Origin of the sequence: Pelagicoccus enzymogenes (genome assembly GCF_014803405.1) — a bacterium.
In the GTDB taxonomy this organism is placed as follows: Bacteria; Verrucomicrobiota; Verrucomicrobiia; order Opitutales; family Opitutaceae; genus Pelagicoccus; species Pelagicoccus enzymogenes.
Genome location: NZ_JACYFG010000051.1, coordinates 670,536 through 693,106, shown reverse-complemented (window position 1 = coordinate 693,106; position 22,571 = coordinate 670,536). Strand labels below are relative to the sequence as shown.

Sequence of the window (22,571 nt, the reverse complement as noted above, 5' to 3'; positions counted from 1 at the left end):
CCACCCAGCATCCACTACCTAGCAAAATGCGCCTTTCGCCAAACCTTCCAAACCACTCCGAGGCTCCTAGCTCCCTATGGAACGACGCCCTGCGTCGCCTCTTGGACAACCGCCTCGCCATGGCCGGTCTCGGCTTCTTCGTTTTCATCACCCTCTTCTGCTTCCTCGGCCCCGTCCTTTATCGCTTCAATCCAGAAGCCCAAGTCCTCGCCCTCGAAAGCACGCTCCCCTTCCACACCGCCGAGCTGGTCGAGGTTCGCTTCGATCCCAGCAAAGCTACCCCCGACGAAGTTACCACCCTCGAAGACTTCGCAGAAGTCTACGCCCTCAACCCCGAGAAAGAACTGGCCGCCCTCGCGACCGGAAAGCCTCTCGAGGTCAACGGCATGCTTTTCACCCCTCTCACCCGCTTCCACGTATTCGGCACCGATGCCAAAGGCCGCGACATGCTGGCCCGCATCATGAGCGGCGGGCGCATCTCCCTCGGCGTCGGATTCCTCGCCACCGCCACCGCCCTACTCATCGGCGTCGCCTACGGCTCCATCTCCGGCTATTTCGGGGGACGGCTCGACGCCCTGATGATGCGCTTCGTCGACATCCTCTACGCCCTGCCCTTCCTCATCTTCGTCATTCTGCTGATGGTTCTCTTCGAGGACTTCGAGCACAAGATCCTGCTGGTATTCCTCGCCATCGGAGCCGTCGAGTGGCTGACCATGGCCCGCATCGTGCGCGGACAAGTCATGCACCTGAAAGAGCAGGAATTCGTGATGGCAGCCAAAGCGACCGGCGTGAAGACGGCCTCCATCATCAGCAAGCACATCGCGCCCAACCTCCTCGGCCCAGTCGTCGTCTACGCGACCTTGCTCATTCCCGCCGTCATGCTGCTCGAGTCCGTGCTCAGCTTCCTCGGACTCGGCACCCAAGCCAATGCCGCCAGCTGGGGCAGCCTCATCCGAGAGGGGCAACAAGCCATGCGCTCCGCTCCCTGGCAACTGATCGCCCCCTCCCTCTTCTTCTCCGCCACCCTCTTCGCCATGAACTTCCTCGGCGACGGCCTCCGCGACGCCCTCGACGTGAAGTCTGCAAAAGACTGAGCAGGTAGGAGCGACCTTGGCCGCGAAATCGCCTTGCGGTCCAAAACCATCTGGTGCAAATTCGCACCAGAACACTAAAGACCATGCCGAGACAAAGCATTACCCTCACCGAACCCAACGAAAATTGGCTAAGGAACCGCGTCGCCAATCAAGAGTTCGCCAACAAGAGCGAGGTCGTGAACGACCTCATTCGCAGGGAACGCCTTCGCGAAGAAGAAACCGAGCGCATCCGAACCGCCTTGATCGAAGGCGAATCCAGCGGCACTAGCGAACTCTCCATCGACGAGATCTGGGCTCAGGCTCGCAAAGGATGAGCAAAACTCCCGTTCGTCTCAGCAACGCCGCCCAAAACGATCTCCTTCAAATCGCTCGCTACGGGGACGAACGCTTTGAAAGAGAGCAATCCGACCGCTACCGAGATAAAATAAAAGAGCGACTCGCCCTGATCTCAAAAAATCCCCGACTGTACCCTACTGTAAACTACATCCGAAAAGGGTACCGCAGGAGCGTCTGCGGAGCGCATTCCATCTACTTCCGGGAAGAAGAGGAACATGTCCTGGTCGTTCGCATTCTCAAGCACCAAGACACCAGCGCATCCCTCGACATCTGATTCCCATCCTCCCCCTCCCTCTTCTTCTCCGCCACCCTCTTCGCCATGAACTTCCTCGACGACGGCCTCCGCGACGCCCTCGACGTGAAGTCTGCAAAAAACTGAGCAGGTAGGAGCGACCTTGGCCGCGAAGGGTTCGACAGGGGAGCGCCCCATCCCGGCTACGCATTCTCCTTGTCCCTACCACTCTAAATGTGGTTAACCCTCCCTCTTTCTCAGCAATCTTCTTTCCACCACCTGTGATAAAAGACCTAAAGACCTTCCTCAGCCTCCTGGCTGACCACAAAAAGTCCGTCATCCTCGCCATGATTCTCGGCTCGGTCGGAGGACTCGTGACCGGCGGCGGATTGACCACCGGCGTAGAGCGGCTTTTCACTCTCATTTTTTCCGACGACCGTAGCCTCAGCACTTCCCAGGTCATCGGAGTCGCTTCCAGCTTCCCTATACTCTTCCTCGTCCTCGGCTTCTGCGTCTTCGCCAGCGCCTACCTGCTCAATTACGCGGGACTGGCCGCCATTCGCGACCTGCGGGCCCAAGTCTTCGACCGCATCCAGCGCCTCCCGCTGGCCTACTTCCAAAGCTCCAAGACAGGCGACCTCATCTCCCGCATCACTGCCGACACCGCCGTGTTGCAAGTCACCCTTACCTTCATCGCCCGCAACGTCATCACCCAACCGGCCACTATCGTCGGCGCCATCGGGTACCTCTACTGGGTCGCGGCCAACAACGAGGGCGTCTACAAGATCTACCTCTGTCTCATCGCCCTGCCCATCGTGATCTTTCCCATCCGCAAGTTCACTCACAAGATCGAGCGCAAGGCGCGGCAGCAACAGGCCGAACTCGGATCCCTCACCAACAACCTCGCCCAAAACCTCACCGCAGCCCGCGAAATTCGAGCCTTCAATCTGCAAGATCGCGAAAACAGCCGCTTCGTTTCCCGCCTGGCCGACCTGTTCGTCTCCCAGATGAAGGTCGTCAAATACCAGTTCGGCCTCGGCCCCGTAGTGGAAGTCTGCTCCTCCATCGGACTCTCCATCGCTTTCATCATCGGCTACTACAACGGAGTACCCGCCGGCGTCTTCACCTCCATCTTCCTCGCCCTCTACCTCACTTACACCGCCGTCAAAAAGCTGGGCACCTTCGCCTCCGAACTTTCCAAAGGCGTCGCCTCCTATCAGCGTATCGCCGAAATCCTCGAATCCCCCGTCGACATCGACGACCCCGCCGACCCCATCGAGCTCGATTCGATTGCTGGCGACATCGAATTCAACGACGTTTCCTTCTCCTACGGCGACGCCCCCGCCCTTAAAGCGGCCAACGCCCGTATCCAAAAAGGCGATATCTGTGCCCTGGTCGGCCCTTCCGGCGCCGGAAAGTCCACCTTCGCCAACCTCGTTCCCCGCTTCTACGACGTGAGCGCCGGGGGCATCTTCCTCGACGGACACGACCTGCGCCGCTTTCGCCTCTCCGACCTGCGCGAGCAAATAGCCATCGTCTCCCAAGAGCCCGTTCTCTTCGACGATACCATACTGGAAAACATCCGCCTCGGCCGCCAAGACGCCACCGACGAGGAAGTCAAGGAAGCCGCCCGCCAAGCCTTTGCCCATGACTTTATCAGCGATCCACAAAACTGCCCCGACGGCTACGACACCCTTGTGGGTGAACGCGGAGCGCGCCTCTCCGGCGGCCAAAAGCAGCGCATCGCCATCGCACGCGCCTTCCTCCGCAATGCCCCGATTCTCATATTGGACGAAGCGACATCCGCCCTCGATTCCGAATCCGAAGCTCAAGTCCAGATCGCCCTCGACAAGCTTGTATCCGGAAAGTCAGTACTGATCATCGCCCACCGCTTCAGCACAATTAAAAACGCCAACAAGATCCTCGTCTTCAACGAGGGCGAAATCACCGCCAGCGGCAGCCACGAGGAGCTCTACCAGAGCAGCCCCCTCTACAAGGCCCTCTACGACCAGCAGCAAAGCAGCTAAAAGTGTAGCAGCGACCTTGGTCGCGATAAAAACAGGTGGAACAGCCCCTCCGCGGGCTTTGAAACCATGCCTCCCGCAGAGCGGCAGGCCTACCTACCCCAATCGCTCGCAGAGAGAACGAGCACAGCAACTCCTGCTCAAATGGTCTGTAGACCGTAAAAAGTGGCACGCTCTCGAGTTTACAAGGTTGATCGGAGAAGTGCTCCAGAACATTCTGCGCAACATATGATCCCGCTCAGAAATGGAGCCCTCGCACTCCTCGTTTTGACAGGCACCACCCTCCACGCCCAGCTCGCGCTCCAACCCTACGCCAAAATAGAGCCGCCCGCCATCAACGAATCCTCAGGACTCGTCAAGAGCCGCCAGTTCGAAAACGTATACTGGACCCACAACGACTCGGGCGACTCCGCCCGCATCTTCGCCATCACTCGGGACGGAAAGCCGATCCAGACTGAATGGGCCAAGCAAAACAGCCAGCCCTACGAAGGCATCCCCATCGCCGATGCCGTCAATATCGACTGGGAGGACATCTCCACCGATAGCCACGGAAACCTCATCATCGCCGCCTGCGGAAACAACGACAACGGCCGCCGAGACCTCGCCCTTTACATTGTGCCGGAGCCGGATCCGCGCACGGCTTGGAAAACCCGCACCCGCCAACGCATCGACTTCCACTACCCCGATCAAAAAGAGTTCCCTCATCCCGACCGACGAGACTTCGATTGCGAGTCACTCTTCTCCGCCAACGGAACGCACTATCTCGTATCCAAAAATCGGAGCACGCCGGAAACGAAACTCTATCGCCTCGACTCTCGAGCTCCCTTCAAGAGCAATCCCCTCACCCTCGTCAGCTCGTTCAACCTACGCGGACAAGCCACTGCTGCCGACGCTTCTCCCGACGGCACGAAGCTGGCGGTGCTTACATATACCAGCCTTTGGGTTTTCGAGAAGCCCACCGAGAGCGACGACTATTTCTCCGGTAAAGCCTCCTACAAAACCTTCTTCGCCAAACAATGCGAAGCGGTTTGTTGGGACGACGCAGAAACCCTCATCATCACCAACGAACAAAGGGACCTGTTCGAAGTGAAGCTCTCGGAACTTGTGCCTGACAGATAAAATCCCATGGAGGGACCGGTTCCACCCGGTCCGCGCTGCAGGAGCCAATATCCATCTTACGAAATTCGATTCCACCGCTCCGACCGTAAAAAAAAAGCGGCCGCCGCCGTTTCAATCAAAACAGCAGAAGCCGCGAATCGTTGTATGCATCCCCTTGTCGTGCAGCGGCCGCTAGAATAGCTTTCGCTTGGCTCGCTCCCTGAGTCCCTGCTGCATTTTGTGCAGCCGCTCGGAGCGTTTCCGGGCCCGTTCGGGACGAATCGGAGCTAGCTCATCTGGGTATTTGTGAAGCAGTTGCTCAATCCAATCTTCGAGCGGGTACCGGAGCCGAACGGGTTCGTCGCAACGATGTCTATCGTAGTTACGGTTCGTATCCATTTTCCCTCCTTATAAAAAGTATTACGAACGAGAGACATAAGTGGTTGTCTTACGTTCCGAACTCGGCGTAATTGACCAAGATTTTAAAAACCACCTAGTCTTTACCCCTAGAAAAGGTGCCTGCCAACCCCGCTCACACTCCCCCAGAGGTCCGACAACGGTTAAACGATTGAAACTGGATTAGCCTTCCCGGCATCGCCTTGGAAGTCTCCAGACAGAGATCGTCAAACAGGCCCACTCACCCCACACCAACCCCGTTTCCTTATGCCAAAACCATTGAGTCGCCGTTCTTTTAACCGGGCGATGCTCCTCATCGGAGGATCCTTTGCCCTTTCCTCAAAGCTCGCGGGACGAGAGCTGCGAATCCCTCGCATCGGTATCCAGTCATCGCTGAGCAACGCCCCGCAGATCCATGCTGCCGGCGGCCAGTTCGTGGGCCTCAGCGTCGCCGGGTTCCTCGACCCCTTCGGCCCGGAAGCCGAGTTCGCCGCAAAATTGGACGAGGCCGCAAAATCCCCAATCCCGATCTACACCTGCAACAGCTTCATCCGGGCGAAGCACCTGCACTGCACCGGCCCCGAAGCCAACCATGACGAAGTGGTCGCCTACTGCGAAATTGCCTTCGACCGAGCGAAACGGGCGAAGGTGTCCAACATTACTTTCGGCAGCTCCGGCTCGCGCAACATCCCCGAAGGATTCGACTACGACACCGCCATCGAACAATTCGTATCCCTCCTCAAACGACTCGGCCCCCTCGCCGCCGCTCGCGGCGTCACTGTAAGCGTAGAGCAACTACAGTCTCGCGAGTGCAACTTCATCAACCGCATCTCCGAAGTCGAAAGAGTCGTCCGGGCAGCCAACCATCCCAACATTCGGGGCGTAGCCGACTTCTACCACATGGCCGCCGAAGGCGACACCCCGGAGCAACTGGCTTCCGCCGCCGACATCATCCATCACGTGGAAATCGCAGAACTAGAAGGCCGCCGCGTTCCCGGCACCAGCGGACAAGACTTCCGCCCCTTCCTAGGCGTTTTGAAAAAAGCCGATTACCGGGGCGCCATCGGCATCGAAGGCCGCTGGGAAATTTCCGAAATCGAAGCAGCGTTCGCAGAGATCAAAAAACAATGGATAGAAGCTTAAGCAAATTCCTCTTAACCTGCGCCTGCCTCAGCATAACCGCCTTGTCTCCAGCAAATGGAGACAAAGTCTACGCCACCTACTGCGCCTCCTGCCACGGAGCCGAGGGAGCCGGCCTGCTCGGCCCTAACTTGACAGATGCGGAAATTCTTCACGGCAGTACCTTGCCGGAAATCAAAGCCGTTATCGAAAACGGAGTTCCCAGCAAAGCCATGCCTGCGTGGTCGGGCATCCTCTCTCCAGAAGATATCCAAGCAGTCGCCCAACACGTGCAATCCCTCATGGGCAGAAACCTGATCGGTCCCAACCAGGAAGGTAAGTCCACCGTCACCCCCTTTCCCCAAGGATCGCTTGGCCAACCCATTTTGCTGCGCACCTTCATGCCCACCCTTTCCTTGGCGGACGACATCTTTCCGAACCACGACCAAGGAGAAGCGACGCCCAAATACAGTCCTAGGGATGGCACTTTTGACCCGGTAGAAACCGACCCTGCCGTGCCGGGCATTCCCGGAGCCATCGCCGTAAGTTTCGGCGACTCCCTTTCCTACTGCTTCGATTCGACCGAGTGCCGCTTGCTTTACACCTGGAGCGGTCCCTTCCTCGATATGACCAACTATTGGGGAGCGGGAGAAGGCGGACGCCGCAAACGCTTCGCCTACCAAGCGGAGGTCATCGGCACCCTGGCCTTCGCCGCCAACGGTCCCGCACCATTCGAGGGAAAGCCTCGATTCCATGGCTACCAGAAAGTTTACGGCGTACCACAATTTGAATACAGCGTCGGAGAGCTGAAGGTTTCCTTGATCATCGAACCGGGAGCCACCGCCGGCGAAGCGAAATGCACCTACCGGACAAACGCCAAAGGAGCGCTAACCGTTCCGCTGCCTACAGGATCGGATTTCACGATCAGCAGCAACCTCGGCAAAACCAGCAAGGGCTCGCTCCATCTAGACGCTGACCAAGCGAAAGCCTTCACCTTGACCATCACTCCAAGCTCCGACAACCGATGAAGCCCTTTACTATCGCCCTAAGCCTGTTCGCGATCACGGCGTCACCGCTGTTCGCCGGTAGCTACCAGATCGAAGCCATCGAAGTTCCGCACTACGTCATGCCCGAAGTCGGCGGCCTCGGCTTCACGCCGGACGGCGAACTCGTCGTCGCCCTGCGGCGCCATGGCATCCTGATGGCCCAACCATCCGCTGACCCGACCGCCTTTCCGTGGAGATCCTTCTCTACCGACAGCCTGCACAACCCTTGCGGGATTCAAGTCATCTCAAAAAGCGAAGTCATCGTTTCCCAGATGCCGGAGCTCACCCGCATCACCGATACCGACGGCGACGGCATTGCCGACAACTACGAAAACATAGCCTCCCCGTGGGGCGTGAGCGGCAACTACCACGAAACCAACGCCCTTGTCCCCGACGGCCAAGGCGGATGGTATGTCGCAGTCGGCACCGCATCACACAACGGCCCGACATTCACCCATACCCGCGGAACCTTCGCTCCGAACGGTCGCACCGGACGCAACTACGCGGCCGTGCCCTGGAAAGGTTGGATCTTGCACGTCGATTCCACAGGAAACTCCACTCCCGTCGCCGGCGGTTTTCGCGCCCCAAACGGCATTGTCATCGATCCCCAAGGACACCTTCTCGCCACAGACAACCAAGGCGACTGGCGAGGCACCTCCCCGCTCTACCATATCGAAAAAGGCAATTTCTACGGGCATCCCTCTAGCCTCGTCTGGGACAAGGAATTCACCAAAAACGTATCACAAGACCCACTACAATACTACATCGACGACTTCGAGCAGTATCAAAAGGACCGCACTCGAGCCGTCATCGAGTTCCCCCAAGGCTTCATGTGCAATTCTCCCAGCGAGCCCCTCTTCGATACCACCGACGGCGCCTTCGGCCCCTTCACCGGACAAGCCTTTGTGGGCGACATCGCCGGCGACCGCATCCTCCGCTGCATGATCGAGGAAGTGGACGGTGTTCTGCAGGGAGCGGTGGTCAAGTTCATCGACGGCGGCATAGGCGGCGGCACCAATCGTCTCGTTTTCAGTCCCGACGGCAAAACCCTCTATGTCGGCCAAACCTACCGCGGCTGGGGCAACCTCGCCGAGGGCCTCAAACGCGTCACCTACACCGACGAGCTCCCCTTCGAAGTCCAGAACATCGAGCTCGAGAAGGACGGTTTCCGTCTGACGTTTACCAAGCCTATCGACTCGAAAAAGGCGTATAAGTTAAGTAACTACAACGTAAAGAGCTATTGGTACAAATCCCACCACGCCTACGGCAGCCCGCAAATGGATTTGCAGGAACTGGGCGTTTCCAAAGTCGAGGTAGACGGGAAGACGCTGTTCATGCAGATCCCGAACCTGCAAGCGGACCGCATCGCAGAAATCAACCTGCCAAGCGCCCTCGCCGCCACCGACGGCACCCCACTGGGCCAAGGGCAGATTTGCTACACGATCCGCAAGCTGAAAAAATAGGGCTTTCTTACGAAAGCCCGCAGCTCTCCTACAAGTCTCACGCGGCTCGGCCTCCCGCATTTCGACAGGATAAGCGCCTCGGCTTAACCGCTGGAACCATAACTTCCGGATTGCTCGCAACCTGGTTTTGCACCATCAGCAAGTATCTAACTCGCTATGGCATTAACCGCGTTCCCGACGTTTCGAATCTTGGCTTTGCTACTGTGCCTGTTGAGCCTCGCGGGACGAGCGCAGGCAAGGAAGAGTTGGATTCACATCCAGATCAAGGTCGCCCAAGCGACTGCCGATTAGCTGGTGCAACGATCGGGGCGCTCCCGTCAAGCGCCCCCTCACTTCAATGGAATTCTTAGGGAGTCGGGATCCCTAAACGCGCTCCTTCAACTAATCGGAAACAGAAGACATTCTTATGAATTCTGTTCATTAAAAACCCCTTGCTTCATTCATCCGTTGCGGAATGATTCCGCCCCACAGATGAAGCGAATAAAAACCCTCCTCCCTCTACTCGCTCTACTGTCCCTCCCTCAAATCTGCCTTGGCCAGGACGCCGCGGCAGACGGAACAGTAGATACCGGAACGACCGCGTGGATGCTCATATCCACCGCTCTTGTCCTCTTCATGGTCCCAGGCCTGGCCATGTTTTACGGCGGCTTGGTGCGGACCAAGAACGTCATCAGCACCATGATGCACAGCTTCGTGGCCATGGCAGTTATCGGCGTGCTCTGGGTCGTCTGCGGCTACGCCCTGACCTTCGGCGACAGCGTGCTCGGCGGTTTCATAGGCTGGAATCCCGACTACTTCATGCTCAAGGGTATCGACAACAGTATCGTGGACGGCATTCCGGAGTACATCGTCGCCATGTTCCAAGGCAAGTTTGCCATTATCACACCGGCCCTGATCAGCGGCGCCCTAGCAGAGCGCGTATTCTTTCGTGGATACGTTTGCTTCATCGCCCTCTGGTTCCTTTTCGTCTACTGCCCGCTTTGCCACTGGATCTGGTCAGCCGACGGCTGGCTGCTCAACGTGGGAGCAGCAGGCGTTATCGACCTCGCTGGCGGGCTCGTCATTCACGTCTCCGCCGGCACCAGCGCCTTGGTAGTCGCCCTCTTCCTAGGTAAGCGACAGGGAAACCCGCGCGATCTCATCAATCCCAACAACCTTGTCATGACCATGATGGGCGCTGGATTCCTCTGGGTAGGCTGGTTCGGGTTCAACGCCGGCTCCACCGTGCAGTCCGGCCTCGACACGGCTCGAGCCCTCACCATGACCCAGATTTCCGGAGCCTCCGGAGCCCTCGCTTGGACGCTAATCGAAGCCATCAAATTCAAGAAGGTCACCTCACTCGGCTTCGTTTCCGGCATCCTTTCTGGCCTCGTGGTCATCACTCCTGCAGCCGCCGTGGTACAACCCATGGGGGCAATCCTGCTGGGAGCTGCCTCCTCTTGCGTCTGCTTCCTAGCCCTCAAAGCCAAGGATAAACTCGGCTACGACGACACCCTCGACTGCTTCGGTATCCACGGCGTGGGGAGCGGACTCGGCGTGGTGCTGCTTGCTTTTCTCCTTCGCCCCAGCTGGCTTGCGGACGCCGCCGCCGGAACCGAGTCGGGCGTTTGGACGGCAATGGACCAATTTGGTATCCAAATGCTGGGTATGGGCGCCACTATCGGCCTGTCCGCAGTTGCGACCTACATCATTTGCGTGCTTGTGGCCAAGACGGTCGGCTTCCGGGTCGATAAGCAAAGCGAGATTGTTGGCCTCGACCAATCGCTGCACGGCGAACACGGCTACGGCCTCGCTAAGGGCGAATAGTTTGCCCAAAGGACAGCCCTCGACTCAAACTCCTTTTGGGAGCCCCGCTTCGCTTTTGCGAGCGGGGCTCTTTTTGCCTCTTTCGCAATTACGATGAATTCTCGAACGCAAAAAGCGATTGCCGGCACCTGCTCTCCGAAACGTCTACCCCCACCTAGCGAATTCTCTTCGTGACAGCAACCGCGCATCATGGGAGATACTAGCCCTCCATGCTGCGCTTCCTTCTCCTTCTTTCCGGCGTTTTCTTCTGCTCGACCTCGGTCATCCTGATCCGGTCCAGCAGCCTTCCGCCTGCCTTGGTAGGAAGCTACCGGCTCCTGTTCGCTTCCCTGCTGCTGCTTCCCATTTTCCTGAAAAGCTGGCACACCCATCGAGAAAGGGTGCAGCTTCGCATGTTTCGCCGCTGCCTGATACCCGCCGCCCTGCTTTCCGTCCACCTCATCTCCTGGGCCCTGGGCGCCCGCATGACCTACATCGCCAACGCGACTTTGATCATCAACCTCACGCCCGCCGTCATGCCGTTCCTCGCCTTCTTCCTAATCAAGGAAAAGGTCACCCGTCGCGAAATACTGGGTACGCTGGTCGCTCTCGCAGGAGTGGCCGTGCTTTCGGCGAATGCCTTCAGCATAAATCCCGACTACTTGCTGGGCAACTTCGTCTGCTTCGGCTCCATGATAACCTTCGCGGCCTACCTCGCCTTCGGCAGAATCAACAAAGACTTCCCTTCGATCTGGCTCTACATGGTACCCATCTATGTTGTGGCGACGGCTCTGAGCTTTCTCTTCTCCTTGCTCACGCTTGATTCCATCAGCCTCGGATCCTGGGAAGAGGCCGGGTGGATGCTGGCCATGGCTATACTCCCCACCATCCTCGGACACGTCACCCTGAACAACAGCTTACGCTACTTCACCGCCCAAACCTTTGCGGTAGTGAACCTACACCAATTCGTTTCCGCCGGCATCCTCGGTTGGCTCATCTTTAGCGACACTCCCCCCTTGACCTTCTACTTCGCAGCCACCCTCTGCGTCAGCGGCGCCGTCATCGTTATCCACGAGGCCGCAAAAATCCGCCGCGCCGCCCGCAAGGCGAAAGCATAAGGCGTCGCCGTTCCCTCCACACTCAGCCGAGGTGGAACGGCCGCTCCGCGCGCGTTACCGCCCCCCTTCCACTCTATGGATCGAGTGGTCCATAATCTGCTGGAGAGCAAGGCATGTTTACTCGATTCCTTCTGCTCTCGCTAGCCCTCGGATTCCTCTGCCCGAACCTTGCAGCCAAATCCAAATGGTGGAAAACTGAAATAGAGGGGATGCGCGTCTACAGCGAATCGAGCGAAAACAGAACTCGCAAGCTGCTGGCAGAACTATCGGACGCTCGCGGCACATTGGACCTTCTCTTTCCAGGACTTGTGCAGGAGGGAGCAATGCCCCTGAACGTCTACATATTCAAAAGCCGAAAATCCTTTTCGCAAGTAGCCCCTCTCTACGATGGAAAACCGAACAACAGCATCGTCGGACTGTATCTAAAACATAACTACGAAGGCCCTAGTCTAATCATAGTAGGTGAAGGAGAAACCGAGCAAATCCGGTCGACAGCGTTCCATGAATACGTCCATCACTTGCTGCACCAACCCGGATTGAAACTACCGCCGTGGCTGGACGAAGGATTCGCGGAACTCTTCTCAACCGTTGTCCGAAAAAAGGACAACAAGGTTGTCGTAGGAAGCACCATTCCAAGCAGCATCTACGCGCTACAAAGGCATGAACCGATACCGCTCAAACGGTTCTTCCGCATCCAGCACAGTTCTCACGAATACGGTTCGGGCTCTCAGGAAACGAGCGTCTTCTACGCCCAATCCTGGGCCCTCACCCACTTTCTCATGTACGGCGAAAACAAGCTGCCTGAGAACGCATTCCGCAAACTCTTCAACCGGGCAAAAAACGGGACTCCCATCTACGAAGAGGACTTGATGGAACTCCTAGGAGTCAACTACGCCCAGCTCGAGCAGATGCTCGCCAACTATTGCAAAAACGGAAAGTTCACCCAGCTGGTGTACGGCCTTCCCGCAAATCCATCCGTCGAGGACGCCGCGCTCGTCCCTCTGAGCCAAGGGGAAATCCAGCTGCTCTACGGATCCCTCCTCCTCGTGACCCGCGACGCTCAAGAAGCGTATCCTTACCTCGCCCGAGCTTCCGAAGCTCTCGAGCAATCAACCCTGGCTGCCTCCTTTCTCGGTTACCAATCCATGGCTCAAGGCCGCTGGAGCGACGCAACCGCCGACCTCAAGCGAGCCATCGACCTAGGAGGAGAGTCCCCGTATCTCTATCTCAACTACGCGACGAGCTTGCTTAGGGAGCACATTCCGAACTACGCCTTTTACTCGGAATCCATAAACGAAGCAGAAACCGGAGAGCTGCTACATGCTCTGAACCGTTCCCGAGAATTGGGAGGAGACTTCTCTCAAGAGCTCTTCAAGCGGTTCGGCGAGGTGATCCTCTCCTCCGCAAGCGAACCCCCACCGGAGCAAGTCAGCGTCCTGGTACAAGGACATCAAATTTATCCCTACGACGAATGGATCGCCCTGTATATCGCTCAATACCTCGTCGCGAGATCCCGCTGGGAAGAGGCGAGGAATTTCGTCGAGTACACGTCTCGACTTCCCCTAGACAGCAGCGCGAGGGAGCTGCATCGCACGCTCCTCAAAAGCTTGCCTCCGAAGAGCGAAGGCTGAGAGGGCAAGGGTCCCTATTCGATTTCGCTGACGTCTCCCTGCAAGTACTCCTCCGGAAAAATCGCTTCCTCGGCCTCGATCTTCTCTCGAATAGACGCGACGACCTTGCTCGCTGTTTCAATGCGTTCGCTTTCTTTAGCAGTAAGCTCGCCATTTCGATCGCGGCTGCGCAAAGCGCGGTCCCAAAAATCTGGATACTCGGAAAACTCATACCCAGCCGAAGCGAGCAAGTACAGAGCAATCAAATCTGCCTCCACCTCGAAGGCGTGCGAATAGGCGTTGCCCCCCATTCCCCCAAAGAGACCTCCTGTATTGACCCCACTGGCTGCAGCCGCCACGTCGAGGATCTGACCCAACATCGCATTCTTGCCCTTCTGCTTGGAGTGCCGCATCACGTTTTTCGCGAGGGCGTAGGCGCACAAATAGCTCAGGTCTTTTTCGCTTTTTAGATTCTCCACTAAAGCGAGGCCAATCCAAATGACGTCCCCATCGACCTGCAGATCCACTGCGTTGGAGGCCACTACGACCACCCCATAGTATGCGCCTTCCACAGGTTGCACCTCCAACTCGAGCACTTCGTCGCCGCGCTGCACAAGCAATTGGTTCGGTCCTCCGGGCTCCAGCTGACGCTTCACCTGCCGCGCCGCATAAAGGGCGGAACGCGACCCTTCCGGTACCTTCGAGCCGTTGATGGAGAGCAGACGATCGCCTGCCCGCAAGCCAGCGCTCTCCGCAGGCGAGTCTGGAAAAACGGTGAGCACCGAAACCCAAGGTCCAAAACCTTCCGCTCGAGCTTCCACTAACAAGGCTTCGCTGTAGAAGGCCTCCGTGACAAACGCGGCCCCAATGTAGCCGTGCGTTTCTTCTGCCCGATAGTTCGCCGCTTTCTCGATCAAGGGGTGCAAAACCTGCCAAACCTTTGACTCCGCTTCGTGGATACGCCCTAGGAACGCCGCCCGCATCCGAGCTTGCTCGGCTTCCTTGCGGGCTTGCTCCGCCCTGCGTTCGGCCGATGACGTTGAGTCGCAACCACTGAAGGCGAGCAAGCTTAGACTGACACCGAGGGCAAAGAGAAATCGAGGACGGAACATAGGCTGGATGAGCATAAGCTATCCGCTAAGACGCTCTAATCAACTCCTTAAACCCCGGAGCTGGAGCAGCTCCTAGTTGTTGAGGTAGCGCCGCACCTCGCCGATCGTTTGCCCCACCAGTTCCTCCAGCCGGTCCACGCTTTGGCGGGCAAACTCGGTGTCTCCCGCTCTGAGCGAAGACTCTATTTGCTGTGTCAACTCGGATACAGCAACCAAGTCCGCGTTTTGAGAGGCCCCTTTCATCGCGTGGATGCGAACCGTCGCGGTTTCGACTTCGCCGGATTGGATAGCCAAAGCGAAGTCTCTAAAGTTTGCGTTGATATCCGGGACGCAGGCTTCAAGCACTTGCGCGACAAGCTCTTCATCCCCCATCAGGCGGGATTTGAGGCTCTCCAAGTCAAAAAGATTGGTGGGATTAAAAGCAGGTTCGGCCATTTTCGTTCAGGAGCTGGATAGGGAGAGGATGGTATCTAACAATTGAACGGCGAGGCAATAGAGTATTGAAGCAAAGCCCCCAAGTCAGAGCGAAAAACCCTGCCCTGATGAGCTGCTCTGCGCAGGAAAAACGCGAGAGCTACCTAGGCCGCCTAGGGGCTAGCCTAATTGGCAGTGCACTCCCAGCGAAGGGCGTACGCTCGCTTCCGCCATGGGAAGCGTAAACCGGAACACAGAACCGCGCCCCTGCTCCGATTCGACCCAAATCCTACCCCGGTGGGCCTCAACCACTCGCTGGCAGATAGCCAAGCCCAGCCCGACACCTTCCGGATGCGTCGGCCCCGACAAACGCTTGAAGGGCTCGAAAATCCTCGAGAAATACTTCGCATCGATCCCACGCCCATTGTCCTGAACTGCGATTTCGACCTCGCTTCCCCGCACCATGGCCGCGACCTTGACGAGCGGCGGCTCTTCGCCGCGATACTTGATCGCGTTCGAGATCAAGTTTTGCAGCACATGAACCAAAAGCCCCTCGTCCGCTTGGACTAGCGGCAATTCCCCCACTTCTACCGTGGCGGACTCCTCCTCGACCAATGCGCTGAGGTTAGACACCGCTTGGCCAGCGATCGCTGACACTTCCACCGTACCCAACTCAACAGATTTTTCTCCGAGGACACTGAAATTTAGCAGGCTATCGACCAGCTTCTCGGCTTGCTCGGTGAAGGACTCGATATATTCGATAAACTCGATTTCTTCCTCGTCCGCATCCCGCGAAGCCGCTTTCTGCTTCAGCAAGCTTGCATAGAGGCCAATTGACTTCACCGGAGACTTCAGGTCGTGAGCCGCGACATGGGCAAAGCTTTTGAGATTTCTCTGGGCCTCTTCCAGTTCGCGGCGCTGACGCCAGCGCTCGAGCCCATACCGTACCGTCCGCGACAATTGGTCCGCCCCAAATTCCCCTTTGGTAAGGAAGTCAATCGCCCCCAGCCGCAAGGATTCCTCGCCAATTCCTTCATCGGAATTCGCCGTCAGCACGATGACAGGATTCGCTGGACCCATCGCTCGGAAGAAAGTCTTCAGCGTATCCAGTCCCTGGCTCTCAGGCAGGCCAAGATCTAGCACGATCAAATCGTAATGGCCCGACGACAATTCAGCGAAACCCTCGGATAGTGACTCCACCACCGTCACTTCATGCGTGTGCTTGAAGCCCTTGCCCAAGGCAGCCGTGAAGAAAACCGCATGGTCGCGGCTGTCCTCCACGAGCAGAACTTGAATGGGTCTTGGGAATTCCATGATGATTCGAGCGACAAATACGATTTTAGGCAGGCCTGTTCAAGGGGTCTTCTAGATTCCCATGGGGAATTTCAGCGGGAGCTTGAAGGTGAAGCGTACTCCCTTCTTGGGATCGTTGCGAATCTCCAAGGAACAACCCATCGAATCCAACATGTGGCTCGCCACCTGGATCGAACAAATAGACTGACGCTCGATCGGGCTGCACGACTCGCTGTCGGTTCCCTTGGAGTCGAAAAGCGACGCGTAGGAGCGGGCTTCGATGCCGCTTCCCTCGCTGTTGATCCCAAGCGAAAGGTGCCCATCCACCACTACCGATTCGATGCAGACCGTCTTGTCGTTGTCAGAATACGACAGCGCTGCAGAGAGTAGATTTCGAAGGACAGTCGAGAGCATTCGCTCGTCGCAATAGGCCTTGAAGTCGAAGACTCCGCGCTGGGCGATGTAGATCCCCCGTTCGTCGGCCAAGGAGGTGAGTAGGCGAACCGCTCGATGAATGCACCCCGATACATCTACCATGGCGAGATTCGGGCGCATCGCCCCACGCACGCTGCGCCCCCAATCCAGAAGCTCCTTGGTCGCGATCAAGGCTTCGCAGGAAGTTTGGTAAGCTGTATCCAAAAGCTCGATCAGCATCTCCTTGGGCATATTCTCGGCCTCCTTGTAGGTAGTGGAAAGCATCTGGTTCAAAGCGAACAAGGGAGTCGCGAGATCCGTTTCCAAAAGCGACATCAGCCAATCCTTCGAGGCGTTCGCCATCTTCAAGGAGCTCTCCGATCGTTTTCTCTCAACCGCATACTGGGCCATTCGGTCGAAAATCATTCCACATTCCTTGTTCTTCTGAACGAAGTTCACCGCTCCAGCGCGTATCCCGCGCTTGTAGACGTCCGGGTCTTGGTTCCCCGTAACCATGATGTAGGAGGACGCCGGGTAGTTGGCAGAAAGCTTCTGAATCACTTCCGAGCCTTCCTCTAAGCCGAGATTATAGTCTACCGCGACAATCTCGTAAGCGCCTACTTCGAGCTTGGACTCCGCTTCCTCCGAATTTCGCGCCCAATCGAACTCGTATCTATTGTCTGAATTCGCCCCGATCATGACTGAAAGGGAGCGGTAGTCGTGTATGCTGTCGTCTACAATCAAGACGTTCAAAGGAGCAGAGGCTGACTTGTCTGAGGTATGTTCTTTAGTGGCGTTCATGGTGCAATCAGTGGTTAAGTAATTCAGGCCAATCACATTGGCCCGTTCGCTGCGGCAAAGCTCGGACCAAAGTGTACTGGCAAGTAGCTCCACCACCCTAGAGAACGGCGCGAGAATCTTCCTACGAAGCAGGTAAGCGCCACAAACTTCACCCTCTCGCCCCATTAACGCTCCTTTTAAAATCGCATGCGGCAATGCCGCTTCTTCCCGTAAAGTAAGCGTAAAGCGGGGCGATTCGCTTACCTCGTTTTTACAAAGCTAGGTAATGCAACTCCAGCGACCGAGTTCCCAAACCTAGCGCGGCGAAACGATCCTCTATCTAGATCCCGGTAAGGTACCTCTCCACTTCACGGATAGAATCCCTCACGACAGTGGACAAATCCTCTAGACGCCTTTCGACTCCGACCCTATCCCCCGCTTTCAAACCCTCCTCTATCTCTAGGGCAATCGCTGCCAGAGCCCGCAGGTCTGCGTTCTTGGCCGACCCCTTCAATGTATGGGCCACCTTGCCCGCAGTCGACTCGTCCCCCGCTTCGACACTCGATTTGAGCAATTCAAAATTTCGGCTGAGGTCTTGCAGGCAAGCCTGCAAAACCTTCCTCATCAACTCCTCATCGTCCATCAGTCGAGAAAGGAGCGATTCGGCCGCAAAGAGCTTCAATTCATGGCGAGAGGAATCTTTCATGAATCGAAGACGACAGGCAAGCTTGCGCAAAACCCGAGCGGAATCAAACAAGGCCCCCGATATCTCGGAAAGATCGCACCTAGGTGCCTAGTTGAAACGCCTCACACTTCCAGGAGAGCGGAAACGATTTTACGCCATTCCTCTTGCAACGCCCCGTGGAAAACAGGCTGACGGGCCCGGCTGTACCAGTAGCCCGCGTTACCTTCGTCCCCTTCCTTGCGGTGGAGGTAGGCATGCACCCAATCGCCCTCGCGACTGGCAGCATCCTGGGCGATTTCGTGGGCCCGGCTCCAGTCCCCCTTCGCGTCCCACCACAAAGCCAAGAGAGCCCCATCCACTTCTTGAGGGGGATTTTCCTGCTCCAGCGACCTCACAAAATCCTGCAAATCCATCCTCCGATGCAAGCAAGCCGCTCCTCGCCTCTCAAGCGCCAAACGCTTCGCCAGTCCCCGCACTTTTCACTTTTTCGCCCTTCACTCTTTCACAATCGCCGCCACTATTCGCCGCACCAATGAAAAAACCCGAACGTTGCTGCCAGCGCCTCACCTGGGCCGACCTCGACCTCGCTCCTCTCCAAACGCTTATCCAGCTCGCGAAATCTGAGGACCTAGCCGGCGGCGGGCTCAGCCGCGGCACCGACACTCCGGGCGACCATTCCTCCGCCTTGCTCGACGCTGACCAAACGGTGAAAACCACCCTCCGCGCCCGCAGCCCCATCACCCTTTGCGGCGTCGAGCTGGCTCCGCATGTCCTCGCCGCCTACGATCCCAAGCTCGCCTTCGCAGCGGCAGCGGCGGACGGCGACACTCTCGCTCGAGGCGATGCCATCGGAACAGTGAGCGGTCCAGCGCGAAGCTTGCTCAGCGCCGAGCGTCCCTTGCTTAATTTCCTGCAAAAGCTCTCCGGCGTCGCCACCCTCACGCAACGCTACGTGGACGCCCTCGGAAACAGCTCCACCCGGCTGCTCGACACCCGCAAAACCACCCCCGGCTACCGAACGCTCGAAAAATACGCCGTCGCTTGCGGTGGCGGCTGGAACCATCGCATCGGCCTCTTCGACCGAGTCATGCTGAAGGACAACCATCTGGCTGCTTTCGGAGAAAACCCTCGCCAATCCGCAATCGACGCCGTCGCGGAATCCCGCAGGCGCCATCCCCAGATTCTCGTGGAGATGGAAGTGGACACCCTAGAGCAGATCGAGCACGCCCTCGCCGCCCGCGTCGATATAATCCTTCTAGACAACTTCTCGGTCGATCAACTCAAACAGGCGGTAACGCTCATCGGCGACCGGGCTGTCACCGAAGCGAGCGGCGGCATCACCATAGAATCCCTGCCCGAATTGGCGAAACTCGGGCTCGACTTCATCTCCACCGGAGCCACCGTGCACCAGTCCACCTGGATCGACATAGGACTCGACTCCTAGACCACAGCCTCCCCTCACCTTCCCTTTCCATGTCAGACAGCAACGTCCTCATCATTCGCGAATTTCTCGCCGCCGACGGCGACTTCGTATCAGGCAGCGAGCTGGCCGAACTCATCGGAGTTTCCCGCGTATCCGTTTGGTCATACATGGAAAAGCTGAAAGCGCAGGGCTTCGACTTCGAAGCGGTCCGCAGCAAGGGGTATCGGCTCACCAAAGTTCCCGAAGAGCTCAACCAACCACTTATCCAAGCCCGCCTTCAACACGCCGCCGACAAATTCAAAGCAATCGTGCTCGACGAGGTCGATAGCACCAACTCCGAAGCGGAACGCCTTATCGCCAATGGCGAGAACACGCCATTCGTAGTCATCTCACGACTACAAACAATTGGACGCGGACGTCTGGGACGCGCCTGGCACAGTCCCCAAAACGGAAACCTCTACGCAAGCTTCGGATTCCGACCTCAAATCTCGCCCACCCAAATGTCGCTCTTCACCCTCTGGATGGGCATCAACATTTGCGAATGCATCAACTCCATCTGCCGCGTAAACTGTCAAGTCAAGTGGCCCAACGACCTGCACATCGAGGGAAAGAAAGTCGCCGGTATCCTGACTGAAGCTCGCATGGAAGCAGATCAGGTCCTCAGCGCCGTGCTCGGTCTCGGACTCAACGTAAACAGCGACGGCTCGGATTGGCCGGAGGAGCTCAAGCAAATCGCAACCTCCCTGAGGCAAAGCTCCGGGCAAAGCTTCGATATCAACAAACTTGTATCCGCAATTACCGGACGCATCGCTATCGCATACAAGCAACTCGCTGACGGCAGCCATCGAGCGGCGCTAAAAGAACGCTGGCCTCGCTACGACACCCTTGCCGGAAAAAGCATCCGCCTCATTCAAGGTGATAGCCGAATCTCCGGAGTCGCCAGCGGCATCGACAACAGCGGCGCCCTCATTATCGAAAAAGAGGATGGGTCCCGCTTCCTGGCTCGAGCAGGCGAGGTCACCATCGAAAAATAGCGAGGAGCGAGCCGCATCGCGCAGTCGCTCCGCTCCCAAAATCGTGCGAAGATTCACACCCAGTCCTCCCCTCCACAACTCTGCCACGCCATGAAAGTTCACCCCGAGATGTCAGCCAAGCACATGGCTTGGATCGAAAAGCAAAAGATGTTCTTCGTCGGAACCGCTCCTCTCGCCAGCGACGGCCATGTAAACCTGTCACCAAAAGGTGGAGACAGCTTCCGCGTTCTCGGACCTCTCGAAGTCGCCTACTTGGACTACACCGGGAGTGGCGCCGAGACCATCGCCCATCTCCGAGAGAACGGGCGTATGGTGATCATGTTCTGCGCCTTCGAAGGAGCTCCGCAAATTTTTCGCCTGCACGGAACCGGAACCGCCCACCTCAAAGGAAGCGACGAATACGAGCGTCTCGCCACCCACTTTCCCCAAAACACCGGAGCCCGGGCCATCATACACCTCGACGTTAAGCGCGTCGCGGATTCCTGCGGTTACTCGGTACCACTCTACGAATACCAAGGCGACCGCGAGGTCTTAGACAAGTGGGCTTCGAAAAAGGGAGAAGACGGAATCATCGCCTATCAGCAGGAGAAGAACCTGCAAAGCATCGACGGCTTGCCGAGCATCGATCCTCGCTAGCGAGTGAAAAGTCGACAAACGCGACAATTTTTGCGTTAATCGCCCCTAACTGCCGCGTGGGCTACACCCCGCTCCGTCACCACCATGCAACTACAGGACGCGATCAACTTTATCAACGCTTCTCTGGCCCCAGCCGTCTTGGTCACGGGAGTCGGACTGCTGCTGGCAGGGCTGCAATCCAAGTACAGCACTTTAGTTACCGTCATCCGCCAGCTGAATAGCGAACGTCGAGGCCTGGAACCGCTCGACGCCAGCCTCAACCGCGTGAACAAGCAAATCGATTCGCTTATGCAACGAGCGCGGCTGGTGCGGAACGCCATCTTCTGTTTCTACACGACGGTCGTATTTCTCGTCTTCTCCTCAATCGCTCTCGGGATCGGCGTCCTCAGTGCCCTCGCCTCCTCTGTCTTAGTCTTTGTCCTCTTCGGACTCTCGCTCAGCTTCCTCTTCATCGGGCTTGGCTATGCGACGCGAGAGGCCATCCTTTCCTACCGAATCGTTCAGCTCGAAATTTCAGATGAGTGACCTGACCCAGCTCACCCTCGAGAACTACCAGGCGATCCTCGCTCCCTTTCTCATGATGACCTCCGCAGCCACGCTCGCATGGGCGCTGCAAACCCGGTTCAGTCGCATCGTGCAAGGGATCCGTTCGCTCCTGTCCGACGGCAGCAGGGACAATATCGACTACGCGAGCTCGCTCGAAAAGCAGATCAGCAACCTCACCCGTCGCTCCCTTTTGCTCCGCAATGCAGTGGCTACGCTGTACGGGTCTATGTGTCTCTCCCTCCTTTCCGCCATCCTCCTCGCATTCGCTACCGTGGCTAACCTGCCACTGGCAAGCGCGGTGGTCGCCACCTTCCTGCTCAGCTTGATCGCCCTTTCCGCAGGTTTGCTCTTTGCCCTGAAAGAAACCACTCAACACTTCGTCACCCTTAAAGAGGAAATCGGCAAACGTCCCTGAGCATGATCCCCACTTCTACACGTGTGTCCTACGCGAACGGATACATCGAGCTAGGCATGTTAAAGGAAGCAAGCGAGGAGCTCGACGCGATCGAACCATCCGAGCGATTGATGGACGACGTCCTGCTCGTTCGTTCCCGCCTGTACCTCGAAGCAAGGAATTGGGAACTCATGGAAGCCGTATCCAAGCAGCTGGCCGAGCAAACGCCCAGCTCCCGTCATGCATGGATCAATTGGGCTTACGCCCTGCGGGAGATGGAACGTAACGAAGAGGCCAAGAACATCGCCTTGAGAGCCCTCGTTCTTCACCCGCAAGAACCCGTGCTATGGTTCAACCTAGCCTGCTACTGCTCCCTGCTCGGACAATACCAAGACGCCTCGGACCACCTCGATTCCGCAATCAAGCTCGACCGAGACTTCGAACAGGAGAGCGTGGATGACCCCGACCTCGAGGGGCTTTGGAATTGGCTGAAGAGCCAGGAGCAGACTTGAGGACTGC

The 22,571-nt window shown here is 57.5% G+C and carries 23 protein-coding genes; 17 read left to right on the top strand and 6 right to left on the bottom strand.

Annotated elements, in window-relative coordinates; all coding sequences use genetic code 11:
- The first annotated feature begins 26 nt into the window (after window positions 1-26).
- The 11 genes from IEN85_RS21755 to IEN85_RS21700 all read left to right on the top strand — a co-directional run bounded on the left by IEN85_RS21755 (window position 27) and on the right by IEN85_RS21700 (window position 13,342).
- Window positions 27-1,094, top strand: coding sequence for an ABC transporter permease (locus tag IEN85_RS21755; protein WP_191619207.1), 1,068 nt, complete (start codon window positions 27-29; stop codon window positions 1,092-1,094).
- Between the two features lie 83 nt (window positions 1,095-1,177).
- Window positions 1,178-1,408, top strand: coding sequence for a ribbon-helix-helix domain-containing protein (locus tag IEN85_RS21750; protein WP_191619206.1), 231 nt, complete (start codon window positions 1,178-1,180; stop codon window positions 1,406-1,408).
- Window positions 1,405-1,704 (top strand): type II toxin-antitoxin system RelE/ParE family toxin, encoded by a 300-nt coding sequence (locus tag IEN85_RS21745; RefSeq protein WP_191619205.1) that lies wholly within the window; start codon window positions 1,405-1,407, stop codon window positions 1,702-1,704. The genes IEN85_RS21750 and IEN85_RS21745 overlap by 4 nt, the downstream gene beginning before the upstream one ends.
- A gap of 239 nt (window positions 1,705-1,943) precedes the next feature.
- The gene (locus tag IEN85_RS21740) at window positions 1,944-3,689 is read left to right on the top strand and encodes an ABC transporter ATP-binding protein (protein WP_191619204.1); all 1,746 of its coding nucleotides are present in this window, start codon (window positions 1,944-1,946) and stop codon (window positions 3,687-3,689) included.
- 225 nt (window positions 3,690-3,914) lie between these two features.
- Window positions 3,915-4,805, top strand: a complete 891-nt coding sequence (locus tag IEN85_RS21735) for a hypothetical protein (RefSeq protein ID WP_191619203.1) — start codon at window positions 3,915-3,917, stop codon at window positions 4,803-4,805.
- A gap of 642 nt (window positions 4,806-5,447) precedes the next feature.
- Window positions 5,448-6,323 carry a sugar phosphate isomerase/epimerase family protein gene (locus tag IEN85_RS21725; protein WP_191619201.1) on the top strand — a complete coding sequence of 292 codons (876 nt, stop codon included), beginning with the start codon at window positions 5,448-5,450 and terminating at the stop codon, window positions 6,321-6,323.
- Window positions 6,308-7,327 (top strand): c-type cytochrome, encoded by a 1,020-nt coding sequence (locus IEN85_RS21720; protein ID WP_191619200.1) that lies wholly within the window; start codon window positions 6,308-6,310, stop codon window positions 7,325-7,327. The genes IEN85_RS21725 and IEN85_RS21720 overlap by 16 nt, the downstream gene beginning before the upstream one ends.
- On the top strand, window positions 7,324-8,808 hold the full coding sequence (locus IEN85_RS21715) for a DUF7133 domain-containing protein (RefSeq protein WP_191619199.1): 1,485 nt from the start codon (window positions 7,324-7,326) through the stop codon (window positions 8,806-8,808). The genes IEN85_RS21720 and IEN85_RS21715 overlap by 4 nt, the downstream gene beginning before the upstream one ends.
- Before the next feature lie 471 nt (window positions 8,809-9,279).
- Entirely contained in the window at window positions 9,280-10,614 is a 1,335-nt protein-coding gene (locus IEN85_RS21710; RefSeq protein ID WP_191619198.1) for an ammonium transporter, read from the top strand.
- Window positions 10,615-10,823: 209 nt separating this feature from the next.
- Window positions 10,824-11,711, top strand: a complete 888-nt coding sequence (locus tag IEN85_RS21705; protein WP_191619197.1) for a DMT family transporter — start codon at window positions 10,824-10,826, stop codon at window positions 11,709-11,711.
- Window positions 11,712-11,824: 113 nt separating this feature from the next.
- Complete coding sequence (locus IEN85_RS21700) at window positions 11,825-13,342, top strand: hypothetical protein (protein ID WP_191619196.1); 1,518 nt, start codon at window positions 11,825-11,827, stop codon at window positions 13,340-13,342.
- A gap of 14 nt (window positions 13,343-13,356) precedes the next feature.
- On the opposite strand, the gene IEN85_RS21695 is transcribed toward IEN85_RS21700, so the two are convergent.
- The 6 genes from IEN85_RS21695 to IEN85_RS21670 form a co-directional block, all read right to left on the bottom strand.
- Window positions 13,357-14,448, bottom strand: a complete 1,092-nt coding sequence (locus IEN85_RS21695) for a M48 family metallopeptidase (RefSeq protein WP_191619195.1) — start codon at window positions 14,446-14,448, stop codon at window positions 13,357-13,359.
- A gap of 57 nt (window positions 14,449-14,505) precedes the next feature.
- Window positions 14,506-14,868, bottom strand: a complete 363-nt coding sequence (locus IEN85_RS21690; RefSeq protein WP_191619194.1) for an Hpt domain-containing protein — start codon at window positions 14,866-14,868, stop codon at window positions 14,506-14,508.
- A gap of 159 nt (window positions 14,869-15,027) precedes the next feature.
- A complete protein-coding gene (locus tag IEN85_RS21685) occupies window positions 15,028-16,161 on the bottom strand; it encodes a hybrid sensor histidine kinase/response regulator (protein WP_191619193.1) in 1,134 nt (377 codons plus the stop codon).
- Window positions 16,162-16,212: 51 nt separating this feature from the next.
- On the bottom strand, window positions 16,213-17,355 hold the full coding sequence (locus IEN85_RS21680) for an ATP-binding response regulator (protein WP_191619192.1): 1,143 nt from the start codon (window positions 17,353-17,355) through the stop codon (window positions 16,213-16,215).
- 319 nt (window positions 17,356-17,674) lie between these two features.
- The gene (locus IEN85_RS21675; RefSeq protein WP_191619191.1) at window positions 17,675-18,040 is read right to left on the bottom strand and encodes an Hpt domain-containing protein; all 366 of its coding nucleotides are present in this window, start codon (window positions 18,038-18,040) and stop codon (window positions 17,675-17,677) included.
- A 101-nt stretch (window positions 18,041-18,141) separates the two neighbouring features.
- Complete coding sequence (locus IEN85_RS21670; RefSeq protein ID WP_191619190.1) at window positions 18,142-18,432, bottom strand: hypothetical protein; 291 nt, start codon at window positions 18,430-18,432, stop codon at window positions 18,142-18,144.
- A 119-nt stretch (window positions 18,433-18,551) separates the two neighbouring features.
- On the opposite strand from IEN85_RS21670, the gene nadC reads away from it, so the two are divergent.
- The 6 genes from nadC to IEN85_RS24835 all read left to right on the top strand — a co-directional run bounded on the left by nadC (window position 18,552) and on the right by IEN85_RS24835 (window position 22,564).
- Window positions 18,552-19,463 (top strand): carboxylating nicotinate-nucleotide diphosphorylase, encoded by a 912-nt coding sequence (nadC, locus tag IEN85_RS21665; protein ID WP_191619189.1) that lies wholly within the window; start codon window positions 18,552-18,554, stop codon window positions 19,461-19,463.
- A 29-nt stretch (window positions 19,464-19,492) separates the two neighbouring features.
- Window positions 19,493-20,476 carry a biotin--[acetyl-CoA-carboxylase] ligase gene (locus tag IEN85_RS21660; RefSeq protein WP_191619188.1) on the top strand — a complete coding sequence of 328 codons (984 nt, stop codon included), beginning with the start codon at window positions 19,493-19,495 and terminating at the stop codon, window positions 20,474-20,476.
- Window positions 20,477-20,566: 90 nt separating this feature from the next.
- Entirely contained in the window at window positions 20,567-21,112 is a 546-nt protein-coding gene (locus IEN85_RS21655; RefSeq protein ID WP_191619187.1) for a pyridoxamine 5'-phosphate oxidase family protein, read from the top strand.
- 84 nt (window positions 21,113-21,196) lie between these two features.
- Window positions 21,197-21,637, top strand: coding sequence for a DUF2721 domain-containing protein (locus IEN85_RS21650; protein WP_191619186.1), 441 nt, complete (start codon window positions 21,197-21,199; stop codon window positions 21,635-21,637).
- Window positions 21,630-22,073 (top strand): DUF2721 domain-containing protein, encoded by a 444-nt coding sequence (locus IEN85_RS21645; protein ID WP_191619185.1) that lies wholly within the window; start codon window positions 21,630-21,632, stop codon window positions 22,071-22,073. Before IEN85_RS21650 ends, IEN85_RS21645 begins: the two co-directional genes overlap by 8 nt.
- A gap of 23 nt (window positions 22,074-22,096) precedes the next feature.
- Complete coding sequence (locus tag IEN85_RS24835) at window positions 22,097-22,564, top strand: tetratricopeptide repeat protein (protein WP_318186792.1); 468 nt, start codon at window positions 22,097-22,099, stop codon at window positions 22,562-22,564.
- Window positions 22,565-22,571: the final 7 nt, after the last annotated feature.